Genomic DNA, 16,211 nt, shown 5'->3' on the forward strand with positions numbered 1-16,211 from the left:
CAACGCCGCCCCGATGCATAAAATTAGTTAGCGCACAATACCAAGCAGCGGATAGATTGATGCTATCCGGGATAGCATTCCGATAACTTCCCTATAAACCCCTGCCCTACCTTATTTCAATGGGCGTACCATCAGGAACCAATACCCATATTTCACGCATTTCGCTGTCAGTTACTGCGATGCAACCATCCGTCCAATCCCACAGAAAGTGAAACGGCTGAAACCATGCCCATCCGTTGGGCAAACCATGAATCATAATATTACCGCCTGGCGAATACCCATTTTCACGGGCGCGCATTGAATCAATCGCATTTGGATATGAGATACGCAAACTAAGGTAGGCCATTGATTTTGGATTGCGCCAATCGATAAAGTAACGCCCTTCAGGTGTTCTATCATCCCCCTCTTGTTCCTTTGCACCACCATTCGCAGCAGCGCCAAGCGCAATGCGATACTTGGCCAGCAACACACCTTTACGCCATAAAAGCATTTGTCTCTCTTGCTTATTGACGGTTATCAAATCGGCAGAATTACCGGTCTTAACCATCTCATGACCTGGGACGGGGGCTCCGCCCACACGCCCCATAATTTTCGTATACCCCATATACCGATATTAGTAAAAATAGCACTAAGACAAAAATTCGTTTTAACACATAGATTCCTTAAGCGTCTCGTCAAACCATCGCCCGGGATACATTCAGCAGAACCAGACAAGCTATAGAACTAACACCCGAAAGATCTTCAAACATAAAGAAGCCATCCAATTGTAGAGCCTCAGTGTCTTCACGACAGCTTACTGAGGAGAAAAGTCACTACCACCTAAACAACCGCTTCCAAGATAAATACCAGCATCGTTTTTTTTGATTTAGCTTAATCAGTCATAATTACAGCGCCAACATTTTCGAGATCGGATACCGATTAATTTGATGTTGTTGTGGCCCCAGCCTCTACATCCGTCGGTGTGGAGCCATCCAGTTCCGACAACCTAATACTTGCTACGCTGACATCGTCAATTTCAATTATTGCTCCGATGGACTGCCTGATTGCGGATTTCGCATCATCTATAAATAATTCGGGAGTTTCCATTAATGTGATACCCGAATATTTGGATAATACCGATCCAATCACCTCGCTTGCTATTGGCTTTATAATAGCGCTTTCAATAGCCCCCTCATCACCGTAGCGAATGTAAGCATTTGAAATTTCATTTGGTGAAACGCGCCAACTTATCGAGGCATCCACGGTAAATTCTGATGTGGCGTATTTATCGGACGAAGAGTAGGCATGAATTGCGGTCAACTCGGAGATATTAGCTTTGGTCGAAAAATAAACTATATTATCCACTATGGGCGCCTGCCAGCTCAAACCAGGACCATCGACGGAAATTACCTCCCCGTTACGCAGGTGCAGTCCGCGTTCATGCTCCGAAAACACCAGTAGTAAATACTTAAACGAGAGCGACGCACAGATAACAAATCCAAATACTATAAATAATACCTTTTTATGTCGCGAGACCATTTTCATCCCACTCTCCCTTTCATATGAATACCCCCCCTCAATGACGCATCTCCTCACCATGAAGGTTTAATCCGAATAATGAATACTCTCAGCATGGGTACTGCCAACAAAAACACGATTAATAGTTACCGGACTAAACGACGTGCGATCTATGTGGCTTTTTATTGCGCTGATAAGTTTTCGCTTGTTTAGCGCATCCATCGTAGACAAGTGTGAGATTGCCACCCTTAAGCCCTCAGTAATTCTTGGAACAAGGATCGCATTATCCACCCCCTCCAACTCACCATATTTTTTATAAAGATCAATTGCATTCACGGACTTAATCTGCCAACTGACAGAAACGTCAATGTTTATTACATCAAGATCCTTTGTTCTAGCCTGGAAAGAATCCCATTTTGTAATATTCTCCTGCATTGAGATTGACACCACGCTATCGACGAACGGTAATTTCCACCCAGGCCCCGGCATTGCCGTGCCCACCAATCTTCCATTGCGCAAAATTATGCCGAACTCCTGAGCATTGACAGAGTAAAACATATCGCTAGAGACGTAACCACAAGCCAGCACCAATACCGCTACAACACTGACATTTCGCATTGTCAAAGCAGGCAACCCTTTTCCTTAGTGACTATTTTTTACAATAAGCCCCGCAATATAAACTCCGAGAAACCCTATCAATCACTGCCAAATCAATTAAGACTTAATCTCTGGCCACATAGCAGTCAGCATCGACTGCGCACCACGTACTAGCGATAGCGCACACCTACGTCAAAAATTAAGACGAGCGTTATTGCGGCGCTTCCGGCTTTCGATAAAAAAACACCCTCACTGATAAGATCTACCATTCCGCGCGACCTTGCGCAGCAGGCTTTGTCTAGACAGTAAAATATCAGTTACTCAAAAACCATCAGAGTTCAAGTGCGACATGAGCGTAAGCATGAATGGCGCTCAACAATTATTAATTAATCACACTGCCAAACTTAAAAAAGCGGATTGTGGCACATATACAAACGTTTAATAACGTGTCTGGGCAACCCTTGTAGATTTCATTTTTTCCATCAATGAGCGGTTGTGCACCGTCTAGCAATCAGTCGTACAATTTTGCTTGGGCTAAGCACCAGCAAGGCGCCGAGCACATACGCCACTACATCCCACCAATCTGGAGTCGCACCAATAATAGTTCTCAGAACCCGGTTCGATATTTGAAGATCGCAAGCTGAAATTACATATTGAGCAAACTCAACACCTAATCCAATCAGGAGCGCGGCACAGGCGCGCGATATTGGCGATGCGATCAAAACCGCTCCGAACGTACAGTACACACACATCACCGCAAGCATGTCTCCGGCAAATCCACGCACCCACCCCCATCTGGCACCTAATGTCGCAAGAATAATCATCAACAACAAGAGGGCAATGCTGCACGCGAAGTAGCTGCGACTAAAGCGAGCTTTCATGTTTTTACCATTTGAGGGGGGGCGATCCGCTTGAGGGGGAATGAACATCCTAAGCAGTTTCGTATGGCTGAGTATGGTTTTCAGTGATCGCCAATCCGGAATCGTCATAAGTTCCGTAACCCCATGCTAGCGCCGCAATGAGCGTCCTGTAGTTACGACCATCCCCTATTTTATTCGATGACTCATGGGCAAAGCCTGTCGAATGAAGCCCTATTTTCACTAGAAACAAATTTCTTCAGAACCTACGAGGAGGCGATACGCTCAATAACAAAAAATTTCAGCACAAATGAAAAGATGAATCACATCGCAAACAACATTTCGCGCCCCATCAATGACTGGAGTTCCGACAGACGAAACGGCGCTTGAAGCACGCCCAATAATGGTATTTTATTTTGTTTGGCCCAAAGAAATATCCCTCTGCACTCTATTGAATTTACATCCGAAACTGTAATGATCGATGTAGTTGTGGCGCACCCCACGATTTGTTTCATTTTTTGCGCATCTACGCCCAGATCAAATCCATCGAATATCACATATTCGAATTGTTTTCCCATTTTGAACATTCCAATTAGCTCTGAAGCGGAACCGCACAAGCTAAGAGTAAAATAACCCAGATCATTCAGCGCGGCTGCATATCTAAGAAGCGCACCTGCATTTTTGCATACAACCGCAACTTTTCCACAGCTATGACGAGACATATCCTCTCCAAATGATACATAATACTAATCTTGTCTTTACCGGCTAGAACTGAGAAAACTCACCACCAACAGCGGAGTTCAGCACACTAAAAAACTACCGTTGCAAGACTCACAAAGCGAGGATTGACCGGCCTATACGGTCTATATCATAACGGTATGCGCTCATGTTAATTTCGCCCGATTGCGCCAAATAGCCTACCGAATGCGCCAAGTACCCACCTCTTAGCTTAGGGTGCGCCTCCTGCCGACAAGCGGCATATTGAGTCGGGTAATCAGGGAGCTTCACCATGAGGAATATAAAACACGCCGAATCGAGCGCAATATTAGTATTGACTCGTCATCGAGTAGATGTAGCGACCTGCACTTATAAACCCTCCGACCTGCAATCATCGCGTTTTTCAACCGGAATTAATTGAGTCTATCTGAGCGGCCAAACCCGGATTATTTGCGAATGAGCCTGCATTCATCCGGTTCGACCTGCAAGCGAGTGTCGTGAACCGGAATTAATTGCGAGTGGGCGATCGCCTTTTCAGTCTCATTTGAGTAGTCTCATTGAGACGCGCGGATGGGACAGTTTTCTTGTCTCAATAAGGTTGTATTTCGGTATTGGTCTGTTAGCTTTATAGGTTCTAAAAAACTAATGCGACGAACCCCATCATCATTTTAAATGGCGAAAGTCGTGCAGGATATTGCCGTCATTATCTATAAGTAAGGAAGGGGTGTTCGAATCGATGTAAAAGCCTGAGGCTAGGGGGGAGGCCTTGACGAACCTGCCATGACGCGTGATCTGGGGCAACTGGTCGACAGTACGACTCCAAATCACCTTGCCATTTTTTGCGTCCAGTAATTGAAGCACTCGACCTTGGTCCTCGACGGGCGTCGGGTCATAGGCCACTAACACGCGCGCATCGTTCCGGGCCAGGACTGACGCCTCGAATCGCGTCTCACCGGGTGACACCACCTCAAAATTAGTTATCCCTTCTCCACGGAATGAGTAGGGACTGAACCCGTACTCTTTGGTCAGAGCATGATAATCCTTTGAACGTAGATAATCGCCCGGCCCCGGAAGAGATAGATTAGGCCATTGCTGATATTTGCCTGTACGAACTTTTTGATCATAGGATACGAGAACAGAGGGCCTGAGCAGGCTCGCTCCGGGCACGCTTGCGAAGTCAATCCGCCGTTGAGTATTCGTGTAGCTTTCGAAAGGTTGGTCAATATAATCGCTGTAGCTTTTGGCATCCGCTACTACCTCTCCTGTTAACCAATGCACGTTATAAACGCTGCCACCATTGGTCGTCACTTTGAATGCGTCCGGGGAGTTGTAAACAGAATCAATCGCGGACACTCCTATGCTGAATTGCTCCGGATGCCGATTGATCAACTCTTTGTTGAGATCGTCAAATCGCGCGCTGGCTGAATCAAGGTGGGACAAGCGCCGTCCATTCAAGGTGAGGTAAATTTCCCCGTTTGAAAAATGTTGGAACTCTGGACGAGCGCCGGGAGTACCTGGAAGCTCGAACCTCTGAGGCTCAGCAAGTGGTGTGCCCGAATCGAGATCGGTGATGACCACGCGGTATAGGTTGACTTCCCCATTCCCAGAGTCAAGAACACGAACAAATGCGAATTTTCCGTCGCCTCTTTGGTACACCGTCGATGCCTCTAAGCGGTCTTGCTCAAGACTACTCGCTCCGAATGAAGGTCGACCGTCCTGTTTCCCCGGGCTGACAAGCGTGACAAGTAGCAGGAAGACGATGGCCATCCCTCCCCCTAGAATCCCGACTATCCTAAGCGCCGTTCTGCCCCTTGAGGCCTGCTCGGACGCGAGCCGCTCGGCAGCCGCATACTTGACCTGATTCAGTACGCGCTCCAGGTGATCAGCACCATCATCTTCCACCCGCGTAACAGAACGGCAGTGCCGGCAGGTATATTCGTTCAGGCCCGATTGGTCCAAGGCGGTACTTGCGCATTCAGCGCATTTCAGCGTTTTTAGGTCAATGGTCATAGTTTTCTTGGGGTTGATCGAGTGAGGGGCAGTACCGACGGGCGCTCGTGCGTCAGAAGAGAGTCAGCGCAACCCGTAAATACTCAGTAGAGCGAGCGAATGTCATTCACACCAGCGTCTTGAGCAGCTCAGTCTTCTTGGCGTCGAACTCCTGCTGCGTAACAATGCCTTTGGACATAAGTTCGCTGAGTTTTTCCAGCGAGGTCATCACGTCGGCAGGGCTCACTACCGCGGCGGAAGGCGGCGACTTCGCACCCAAGCCCTGCGCCAGGTTTTGCGCCAGTACCTGACCAAGTGCTACGCCGGCCCCCAGCCCCATGGAATCGCCAACCATCCCGCCACCCTGGCTCGCACCCTCGGTAAACTTTGGAATTGCTTGCGCCGTTTGGTACTGCATGAACGCATCCATGTCCTTGCCGACCATTCCCATACCGATCTTCTGATCAAGGATTTTTTGCAGCTCCTCGGGTAACGAAATGCTCTGCACGGTCATGCTGTCCAATTGCAGGCCCAGCTTGACGAACTCGGGGGCTAGCTGTGCCTGCAGTGCTTGAGCAAACTCAGCCTGATTGGCCGCCAAGCCTAGAAAGGAAGTGCCGCTGACGGCAATGGCAGTACTGATGCTCTGCAGCACGAGCCCGCGCAGTTGCTCATCGAGATCCTGTACTGAATAGATGCCGCGTGTGCCGGAAATTTCGGTGTGAAAGCGCTTGGCATCGACCACACGATAGGCGTAGTTGCCAAAGGTGCGCAGGCGTACCGCTCCGAAGTCCTTATCATGGAGGGTAATCGGCTGAGGCGTGCCCCACTTCTGGTCGATTTGTTGCCGTGTACTGAAGAAATAGACCTCGCTCTTGAAAGGGGACTCAAATAGCTTGTCCCAGTTCTTGAGATAGGTCAGAACCGGCAGCGTCTGTGTCGTCAACGTATACATGCCGGGGCCAAATACATCGCCCACCAGACCTTCGTTGACGAACACCGCCATCTGGGATTAGCGATGCTCCACTCTGGATTTCCATCTCCCGCACGGGATAGCGCCACGCCAGTGTTCCATTGTTGGTCTCGGTCCATTGGATGATGTCAATGAACTGCTTTTTGAAGAAACCCAACAGACTCATGCCATTGCTCCTTTTGTTGCACGACCAAACGACGCGGTGCCAATTACGCCAAGCACCGTACTAACCACCAGAACGAACCATAAGGATGCACTCTCCGTGGGCGCGCTCGGCCATAAAACAGGCCCTAACACCAACGTCGCAACACAGGCCAATGCCAACAGCAGCAACAACGCTGAAGCGGTTAAAGAGAGTGCCCGAATCACAGCCAATTGGGCCTGAATCGCAATCAACACGAATCCAGCAAGGCACAGCACTGGAAAAGTCACCCACAGCGTGAAGCCTGCCGGGATAGGCAACATCGCGAACGAACCAAGCACAAGGCTCCCCCCCCGAAAAAAAGAGGTGTCGAAAACTCGTTTCGCTAATCAAAATCCGCCAATTTATAGCTTTAGATGAGTAAATCGGCTGAAAAACTTACCGTAGTATTCGACCCATCCTGGTGTCATTTCGCCTCTGTCGGAACGGCCCCATTTTTCCTAATAAATGGAAGGACCGCTGTAGCGCATCCGAGTACCGCGGCGAGTGACTGAATAATGAGTATGATTGCATCGTGACCTTCGACGTGTGTCCAGGCGCTAAACATAAGCGCCACAAAACCAACCGAAATAAGCACAGCCAATGTTGCGGCCACCTTAGTTCGACTCCCCATCGGGGCGGCGGCACCTCCCATCTGAACTGTAAACAAATAAATAACGTAAATCAAAATAGCTGAAAGGTAGTTGGCCAGAGACAACGGTAAAGTATGTTCAAATAGAATTGATATTGTACCAATCGTAAATTTAAAAAAAATAAATGCCAAGATAGTTGCAGGTATGACGCTCGCCCAACGAGCTAATGGCGACCAGCCAGACATAAAATTAATGCCGAAATTCTCATCAATAAAAGGCTTTTTATTTTTTGCTCGATCACTCATATCACACCTTGGTTTTTCAATAAAAAATTTGAGAGGATTTATAGAAATCGACTCGCCAGCATAAAATGCGCTTAGGTTATAACTGTTGTGACGCCGCTCTCTAACCAACTATCTTGCAATGCGCATGTTTTGGCAATTTACACTGCTGGCGGAAAGCAGCCCCTCATCACACTTTTTCTTTACGTAGTTATATGTACTATCGTCATACTTTAAATCGCTCAAGCTATAAATATTCTCATCCTCAAGTTTTTCCGCAAGTCCGCTCAAGCCAAACTTAAGTGCAACCAACACTAAAAAATGGCTATCGCCGAAAAAATCAAGGTTATATTTTTCTTTTTCTGAGTTTCAGTCATTTAGCATCCCCTGGCTTCAATATTTTTTGCATTTGTCAATCTGATGAGAGCGTCAGCCCAATGTTGTTGGATGGGTGAAAAGTCTTAAATACTTTACTGTCCACTACTCTTTTCTTTAAAACGAGGTTCTCTCCGAGAGGATTAGTCACCACCTTTTATGAAACGGCTTACCTATACCGGAATAGATTTTGATATTTCTACTGCCTATACTAAAAATATTTCTTATCGAATCCGCGACAATCTCCGCCAAAAACTAGGCAAATCGCGCCATCCAACGTGGTTTTGGAGGGGGGAAGTGTGATTTCTGTTCCATTACGGCAACAGCCGGTCTACAGGAGACTAGCCCAATGAAATCGGTTTACCGTACTCTGAAATCCATTTTCTGAGGCGCCCCCCCCTGGTTAGGTGTAGCGAGCACATGGAGCAACGCGACGGCACGCACGACGAAGCTTATTGGCTACGCTATCGTCGACTCACTGTTATGTGACCCAAAGAGCCGCAACTTCTACACACGGGTGCTGCTGAGGCCATTCGCTGTTTAGGCCGTGCACGCAACGAAAGTACGCCCGAGCCAGGCTTTTGTGATTTCATGTCACCTGCGCTACTTGCTGGAAGCCGCAGCAGGATCAGAAGGCGTCAATGACGAAGATTCAGAGGCGTTGATCGGGATCGTTACCGGTGAGGATTTTGTTCCCAAGGGGCTGTCGCTGTCAGACGTAGCGGCCCGGCTACAGAATTACCTTGATTCGCTAGTCGATGCTGCGCCAGGGGACTGGGCGATGCTGTTTGCGATGTGGAAAAGCAGATGAGCCTGACCGAAAGCTGTCAATTGCAGCCGGGTCGAGGCACAAGCCCTTAGAGTTCAACGCTCTACCCATTGATACCCTGAGTTTTCACGTAACGATTTAACGAGCCTAGAGAACGAAAGACCCGTATCAACTCACGGCGTGAGCGCAACGGGTAGTGTTTGCCGCCGCCACTATAGCAACGCCTCGGCGCTAATCGATTGGCGCATGTTCAACTCCTTTCGCTCGATTGCCGTTGCTGCGACGGGGAGGGGCTCGACGCATTCCGAGAGCCTCAGCGATGTCTTCGAGAGGCAGATCCCGCGGGCTCATTTGGCCACGCACACGGGGCAGGCGCCTCGTTTCGCCCGAATATCGGTGGCTGAGTGGGCGCATCGGCTGTCCCGTCGGGCCTGGACGGCCTGAGCGACCTGTAGCACATGCCCCAGTCGTTTGTTATCGACGATTGCCCCTGATTGATTTCACTCAGCCGGTCGTAGGGCACACGCCGCAATACGGTATCACCATCGCGCGGCTCGATGCGCCCATCCGGGTAATGAAAGATCTGGATATTGCGGCCGGCCAGGCGCCGGCTGTGTGGGGTATCGGTGAGCAGATACCGGAACTTGTCATACTGCACGGTCAGTCTTTTAGACAGGTGCCGCGGCTCCTACCAAGCGAAGATTAACTCCATATTTGCGTCATCGCGCACCGGTCGATGGGCGTCGTGATCGGAGCGTGGGGCCTTGGCGAAGCGTGCGTTGTAATCGGCGATGAAGTGCGGCAGAAACGCATTGGCGTCGGACATCGTTTTCTGGCACTACCTGAAAAATCTGGGACTTGGACGTACGACGCCTAAATGGCACACTTACTGTCTTTTCACGTCAAGATAGGGCACCACAGAGTTGGGAAGCATCGTCGTTGGTAGTTTCCCATCCCAACGCTCAGCCTTGGTTAATTCCACCAGGTTCTGGTTACTGGACAACGCCGCCGCTCGCGCCTTAATCGCATCAGCCTCTGCATCACCGCGCAAACGCGTCGCCTCAGCTTCTGCTTTGGCCTGAGCTAGAACGGAGTCCGCCGCTGCCTGGGCCATGGTGGTCTGAATTTGAGCTTGAATTCTTTCTGTCGCAAGCATTTGCTCGCGAGTTTTCACCTGGACTTCAGCATTCATGCGCTCCTCAATGGATCGCTCATAGGCATCGGAAAAATCGATGTTTTCGACCTGGACACTATCGATGATTACCGGAGCATCAATTGAACACTTCAGCGCTTCCGCAATGTCGGCCACAAACTGCCCTCTGTCTTGAACGGCACGAATAGCTGTGTAGCGACCAAATATATTTTCTACCTGGGTAGGAACTTGGCGACTGATGACGCGTGAAACCATGTTCTCGACATCGCCATACCCCCGGTACAATTCTGCTACTTGACTTGGCTCGACATGCCATGAAACCGAAACGTTCAGAGTGGCCGCCTGCTGATCCATAGAATAGGCCGTCAGCGACTCATAACGCGTAGTTTGATTCTGAACACTGATTAACTTTACAGCTTCGATTAGCGGAATTTTGAATGCTAAGCCTGGCTCGGCGGTGCCGACCAATGCGCCATTTCGCAGGACCACGCCGCGTTCTTTTTCATCAATGGTGTAGAGCGCGGAGGAAGCAACAAATGCGGTCAATAGCATTGCTGCCGCTATTGTCGAATACTTCAAAGAATTTATACTGATCGACATATTGGATAGTTCTCATGGATTCTGTAGTGCACGTTCAAACAGTGCCATTAAAGTGCTGGCCGAGTTGAAGACTTCACTGGATGCTTATGCTCGTCTCTACATTTGAATCGGCTTAATTAGCTTGCTAATGATCATGGGCTCTCCAGCGGTTAAGACTTGTAAGAATAAAAAATAGCTTCCTGATACGCGCGACCGTTTATGCAAATCGCCCCCCATTGTATCATATTCCGTATCTTAGAGCGGTAAGTGCCTTCTAGCTCAGGCGTTAAGCCTCATTGGATTCGCTGCTCCGCCGGTCCTCGGGGCTCCACTCTCACGTAAATCGAATGATGGTCTGACGGTAGATGTTGTATTCCCTTGACGGTGCGAACTCTGATGAGTAGATGTTCACATCAACTGGACATTATGGAGTCAACGCGACGCGGTAACGTTGTGAGCGGTATTCAGTTCGTTTTCGGGCGAGATGAATTGCGTCCAGTGATGCGGTAAATTGGGATTAATTACGAATGAGCCTTCATTGATCCTTATCAACTAGCGATCCATTATCGGGAGCCAGAATTAATTGCGAATGATCAGTACCATAAGACTCAACGAACACGGGCAGCAAAGCAGGCTGACCAGATTACTCTTAGCGCTGTGTCTGGCAATCCTGCCATTGCACGCCATTTCCCTTATTGGTCGCGATCAGCGCAGACACCGCGTTGGGTGCCTTATCATGAATATCGTGAAACAAAATGATCCCGTGACGCCACAGTAACATCAGAGTTTGCACTCGTTGTGCCGCAGCCCTACTGCTGATCTGTTTGCTCCAGTCCTGGGAGTCGATATTCCACAGCATTACCTTGATGTCATGGGTCTTAAAGAACGCTGCGCTGTCGCTGAGCCGCTGCCCATAGGGCGGACGGAACAAGGGTTGAAAGTTGCTTGGCAGCGTCTTGTTGACCAGTGCGGCAGTGCGTACTACTGAGCTCTGCCATTCGCTCCAGTGACTGTGGGACTTATGCTCCCATCCATGCAACGACACACATTGATCTCGGTAAAGTTCGCTTAGCTTTTCAGCAGAGGTTTTTTGCAGGCGGACCTGAAACGACCCGCCCAGCACGAAGAACATGCCGTGCATGCCGTGGGTTCGCAGTACAGAGGTCACCGTCTCAGTGTGCCCCCCCACCGCGCTCGGGCCGTCGTCAAAAGTCAGCAGAAACTGTCGATCGCCCAGTTCATCACCATTGAGTTCTGCGTCATTGAAGCTTTGGATTTCGCTGCTGATTTTCGGGAACAACGCTGCCAGGCGCAACTGTTCGTTGAGGTATTGCTCGTGAAAATGCTGACTGGACGTCACCCAAGTGCCTAACGTATCGCCGGCACTAACGGTAAAGCTCGCGGCCAACTCACGCAACTCGGCGAGATTGCGCACAGACGGGCAAAATGGCTCACCGGGGCAATTGGCGCTAGCCTTGCCGTAGCCGTCCAACAACCGCTGCCAAAAGCGCTGACGTACCTGCTCTACCGACTTGATGTCGACCGACTTCACGTCGAGACGCTGCTTCAGGTTTTCGGCATCCAGCCCTTCAGTGTTCAACAACACTTTGCTGAACATCAAAATTTCAGCGCGGGAGGCCATATCGAAGTCCGCTTCACTCGTCAGCGCTCTTGGCCAACCGCTACGGTCAATTGTCGCAAAGCTTGTTGGGTTCGCCGCCTGGGTGGCGCCAATCCAAAAACAAAATACTAACAGCGCATGAGCCAGGTGAAACCACATCAGTCGGTCCTCTGAAATGAACAACGCGCCAAACCAGGCGCGTTGAGATTGCCGCTCTACACCAGTGATTCAGCGGTTTTGCATGCGCCCGATCGCTGTGTCATACACCGGATTGGCTTTTTGCTCCTTGGCCAATTGGTAATGGCGCAGCGCGTCGGCAAACTGTCCGCCCGCCTCGTAAATTCGCGCGATGTTGTAGTAGGAGCCCGCACGCACAGTAGCCGCGGTACTGCCGGTCGCCAGAGCAATGGCCTTGCGGTTAGCCCAGATTGACTCGGCCGTGTTGCCGGCCTTTTGATAAGCCAAACCGAGGTTTCCATAAGCCTGTCCATAGCCATTGTTCAGCTCAATGGCCTGGCGGAAATAAGCAATCGACTGCCCCAGATTACCCTCGCGGTAAGCTGTTTCGCCTTTGGTATTCAGTGCCTTAGCATCGTTCCGCGCCGAGGGGCTAATCGCCACGGCAGCGACCACAACGCTGTCGTCAAGTAATGGCCTAACTTCGCCGAGTACTTTGCCCGGGTCGTCAACGTTCACGCCGCTTATGCTGTCGATGTCCTGAAAGTCGCCACTGCCCGTGATACGGAACACGGTCCAAAGATTACCGCTGCGGTTTTGTGGCACGTCGTAGGTGCGCACAAGAGACTGCCCCATGTACACAAACACTTTGGCTTCACTGTTGGACAGTTGACGCGAGTTCGGATGGCTTATGTTGGTAAAATCATGCACGGCGTAGACGTAGGTGTCGCCGTAATGCTTCTTCTGCAGAGTGATAGTTTCTGGACCGTAACTGTCGATGTCGTCCACATCCAACTCGGCATCAGTACCATTCTTATGGCCAAAATAGATGTTGTTGCCTGGGAAAATCATGTGCGAATCAAGATCTTCCGGGGTCTTGCCCCATGTCAACACGACGCGCAGGCCGTCAAGATTATCCTGCACAGGACTAAGGGCGTAGGTCATGCCCTTACAGGGACACTTGACTACCAAATTGGAGTAACCAGGCTTTTTGATAATCAGCAGGCTGCTGGTGTCATCAGCCACCTCGCTAATCAACGTCAATTGCCCCTGCGCATTGGTACGGCCTACAACGTTCTGCGCACCGTTGCGCTGCAATAAAACCTCCGCATCAGCGATCTTCTGGTTCTTCACCACTGCGCTTAACACCTCAATCGGCAACGGTTCGGCCTGAACTGGAAATGCAGTTAAAGTGAGGACTGAGGCGATTGCCGAAAGTCCCTGCAGCATCAGTCGTGAGTAATAATTCATTTTTTCCTCAGATTAACGATTCATGTGAATAAGTGATGTGGTTTTGTTTGCATACTTGGGCGTGCTCCTAATGGTGAGCGGCATCGCGCCTCTTTAAACTCGCGCTGCGCCAAGCCAGCCAAGCCGTTTCCTTATATCAGTAATGTAATATGTAATCGCTACTGCATACCCTGCATCGACCCTGCATCGACCCTGCATTCACTAATATTGAATAACGCGATCGCCACTATAATGGTCGACAATTTTGGCTAGCAATTTGGCTAACACCCTCCTGAACCAACCGAGGCTGACAAACTGTCGTCCGATTACTTCACTGCGTTGGTCTATTTAGATTTTTTTCGCCCAGCCTGCCTTGTCGGAAAAGCCGCGGTAGAGCGCACACCGACAACAGGAAACTCCACAATTACACCTCCCCTCGCTAAGAACTCCGCCGTATAAGTAGCGAGTTCTTCGCGGTGAATTTCGATTCGTCGTTTGGGATTGTTTTGCGCACTACTACTCATACAAACTCCGTTCCATTGCATACATTAATAGACCGCCGATTGCCGGGCGCGTTTTTTGTTTTAAATTAACTTTTTGGGATTCTTTCAAGAAGTAACTTTCCATACGCTGCAAAACCAAGCACTATCTAGTGTGCGCACTCAGCGCGCCGAGACGTGTCGCCCGCAAACTCTAAATTTAATAAAAATTGCAACAGGCCAAAGACACTTCTCTAAGGAAACTGCACTCTCAAGATTCCGCTTCCATCAAACCTCGATGGATATTCAAAAATGGCTCGCTCAACGCCCCCCCCCTAATGGCAGATCAACACTGATCGCAGACGGTCTACGGATTGGGATCGGTGTCCAATGCCATTGCGCTGACAGCCCCAAACACTCCCGGCAACCAGCAAATACGCTAAATACAGTTCCACGGTCACGCTAACCTAGAAATCATCCCATTCCACATGGATCAGGGTGCGAGAAAGCACCGCATACGATTCCTATCGCGAACAAAGGAGGCGATACGATCTTCCCAGTAAAGACTGGCACGTTTCGCGCTCAAATATATTCAACTTGGGTCGAACGAAATATCAATTATTCCCAAGCTATACAACATGACTTGAAGCCAATACAAAGCAAAGGGATCAAAATCAAGCCGTGAATAGCCATAACAACTTTTAAACCGAATGATAGCCCATATATCTTCCAGAATAGCGCAAGTAAAGACATCGCCAGAGCATTCAACACCAAGAACGAAGCTATGGCGCGCCCAACCTCCCTCTCCATTAGCTGAATCGCGACGTAGAGCGTACCAACCGCCGCGACCGCCAAATAACCAACAAAAGGCTAGGCCGATACAGACAAATGGACACGTTGATTTTTGGCTTTTGCATATCCTAACCTTTCGAGGCGTGATTTAATCCCGCCCGTTCCAACCAACCAACCAACCAACCAACCAACCAACCAACCAACCAAATTAAAGCGCTTGGACTACAGCATAGCGAGGGGATTATCACGCAAGCGAGTACACAAATGCGGAGAATACATAAGGCAGTCACAGATATAAAATATAAGATATAACCACGCCACCCTATTGCCTACCCATACTACCGACCAATAGTCCGAATCGGCAGTCGCATCAACACATTTTACATGGATAGACCCATATTCAAGCATGTCGACCTAGGCGAAATTCATGCTTATTATTGTCAACGTTGCTACGAGCAAAAAGACAGCGTCCAACAAACAAGTATAAAAAATCCGATGTCAGACGACCGACACCGGATTCTCGAGAAAGCCCTCCCGCAATAAAATTGAGTCAATGAACAATTTTATCCACAAGAAATTAACTTTCAACCAGAATAACAAGAATGATTACTCACCCTCGCTAGACAATTACTTCTGATTAGGAATTGTATCAATTGGCCCGCAGCCACCGATAACTTTAGAAATAGACACCGCAGGGACAAAAAGATAGTCGTAAGAACAGTTTTTTGGCTGGTTGTAGACTTGACCTGTGCAGCCAGTAAGAAGTGCAATCCCGGAGGCAATCACGATACCAACAGACGCCTTGATAATCTTTTTCATATTTAATCCTATATTTTTTTGTGTACCATCATTTGATGACAGCAACGCTAAAAATGAGGGAAGCGTGGAGCTTCACCATCTGAGGCCGAGCATAACCGCGCGGCGTTATATACAGCACCACACGTGCCAGGCTACCAAACTCACTTAAACAGCGTTATGGACAGTCACGGCTCGTTTGCTGCGCAACTAGAATAGGTGTTTTTACACGGAGAAGATCGCCCGCTTACGCCAAACGCTTGACCGCTTGCGCCAACTATTAAAGTTTCAACGAACACAGGCGAGGGGCCAACCTATATTTGATAAAAAAACAAGCCAATGTAGGGCCTCCTCACTCCTCACTCCTCACTCAGACCTCGAATGTAGAATATGCGGTCTACTAAATAGAATCCCTGCCCCGCCTAGAAAAACATCGAACCGTACAAACCAGTAAACGAGGCGCCGTCACTGCCTCATAGACGCACTGAAGGCTTGTGCACTTCGCATATCGGCCAATTTCTATCACCAGTACTGACGGCCAGATGACAGGTCGCGG

The 16,211-nt window shown here is 49.3% G+C and carries 15 protein-coding genes; 1 reads left to right on the forward strand and 14 read right to left on the reverse strand.

What is annotated here, in order from left to right:
- Positions 1-106: 106 nt before the first annotated feature.
- From C7534_RS29240 to C7534_RS29275, 9 genes are all read right to left on the reverse strand, one after another.
- Positions 107-547 (reverse strand): L,D-transpeptidase family protein, encoded by a 441-nt coding sequence (locus C7534_RS29240; RefSeq protein WP_256594841.1) that lies wholly within the window; start codon positions 545-547, stop codon positions 107-109.
- Between the two features lie 371 nt (positions 548-918).
- A complete protein-coding gene (locus tag C7534_RS29245) occupies positions 919-1,524 on the reverse strand; it encodes an SPFH domain-containing protein (RefSeq protein ID WP_158283941.1) in 606 nt (201 codons plus the stop codon).
- A gap of 60 nt (positions 1,525-1,584) precedes the next feature.
- Complete coding sequence (locus C7534_RS29250; RefSeq protein ID WP_146206210.1) at positions 1,585-2,130, reverse strand: SPFH domain-containing protein; 546 nt, start codon at positions 2,128-2,130, stop codon at positions 1,585-1,587.
- 446 nt (positions 2,131-2,576) lie between these two features.
- Positions 2,577-3,083 carry a ribosomal maturation YjgA family protein gene (locus C7534_RS29255; protein ID WP_218278091.1) on the reverse strand — a complete coding sequence of 169 codons (507 nt, stop codon included), beginning with the start codon at positions 3,081-3,083 and terminating at the stop codon, positions 2,577-2,579.
- Positions 3,084-3,274: 191 nt separating this feature from the next.
- The gene (locus C7534_RS32425; protein ID WP_146206211.1) at positions 3,275-3,673 is read right to left on the reverse strand and encodes a hypothetical protein; all 399 of its coding nucleotides are present in this window, start codon (positions 3,671-3,673) and stop codon (positions 3,275-3,277) included.
- A gap of 658 nt (positions 3,674-4,331) precedes the next feature.
- On the reverse strand, positions 4,332-5,678 hold the full coding sequence (locus tag C7534_RS29265) for a hypothetical protein (RefSeq protein ID WP_109787913.1): 1,347 nt from the start codon (positions 5,676-5,678) through the stop codon (positions 4,332-4,334).
- A gap of 106 nt (positions 5,679-5,784) precedes the next feature.
- Positions 5,785-6,663 (reverse strand): SPFH domain-containing protein, encoded by an 879-nt coding sequence (locus C7534_RS29270; RefSeq protein ID WP_218278092.1) that lies wholly within the window; start codon positions 6,661-6,663, stop codon positions 5,785-5,787.
- Between the two features lie 129 nt (positions 6,664-6,792).
- Positions 6,793-7,113 (reverse strand): hypothetical protein, encoded by a 321-nt coding sequence (locus C7534_RS32430; RefSeq protein ID WP_146206212.1) that lies wholly within the window; start codon positions 7,111-7,113, stop codon positions 6,793-6,795.
- Between the two features lie 125 nt (positions 7,114-7,238).
- Positions 7,239-7,709: a hypothetical protein gene (locus tag C7534_RS29275; RefSeq protein ID WP_109787914.1), complete on the reverse strand. Its 471-nt coding sequence runs from the start codon at positions 7,707-7,709 to the stop codon at positions 7,239-7,241.
- 898 nt (positions 7,710-8,607) lie between these two features.
- Here C7534_RS29275 and C7534_RS29280 point away from each other — a divergent pair.
- Entirely contained in the window at positions 8,608-8,871 is a 264-nt protein-coding gene (locus tag C7534_RS29280; protein WP_146206213.1) for a hypothetical protein, read from the forward strand.
- Positions 8,872-9,517: 646 nt separating this feature from the next.
- On the opposite strand, the gene C7534_RS32550 is transcribed toward C7534_RS29280, so the two are convergent.
- From C7534_RS32550 to C7534_RS29300, 5 genes are all read right to left on the reverse strand, one after another.
- Positions 9,518-9,655 (reverse strand): hypothetical protein, encoded by a 138-nt coding sequence (locus C7534_RS32550; RefSeq protein WP_158283942.1) that lies wholly within the window; start codon positions 9,653-9,655, stop codon positions 9,518-9,520.
- Between the two features lie 60 nt (positions 9,656-9,715).
- Positions 9,716-10,582: a prohibitin family protein gene (locus C7534_RS29285; protein WP_109787916.1), complete on the reverse strand. Its 867-nt coding sequence runs from the start codon at positions 10,580-10,582 to the stop codon at positions 9,716-9,718.
- Between the two features lie 628 nt (positions 10,583-11,210).
- Positions 11,211-12,341, reverse strand: coding sequence for a polysaccharide deacetylase family protein (locus C7534_RS29290; RefSeq protein ID WP_109787917.1), 1,131 nt, complete (start codon positions 12,339-12,341; stop codon positions 11,211-11,213).
- 69 nt (positions 12,342-12,410) lie between these two features.
- Positions 12,411-13,589 (reverse strand): tetratricopeptide repeat protein, encoded by a 1,179-nt coding sequence (locus tag C7534_RS29295; RefSeq protein ID WP_109787941.1) that lies wholly within the window; start codon positions 13,587-13,589, stop codon positions 12,411-12,413.
- A gap of 1,898 nt (positions 13,590-15,487) precedes the next feature.
- Entirely contained in the window at positions 15,488-15,679 is a 192-nt protein-coding gene (locus tag C7534_RS29300; protein WP_109787918.1) for a DUF4223 family protein, read from the reverse strand.
- Positions 15,680-16,211 lie beyond the last annotated feature (532 nt).

This window comes from Pseudomonas sp. OV226 (genome assembly GCF_003148705.1).
GTDB lineage: Bacteria > Pseudomonadota > Gammaproteobacteria > Pseudomonadales > Pseudomonadaceae > Aquipseudomonas.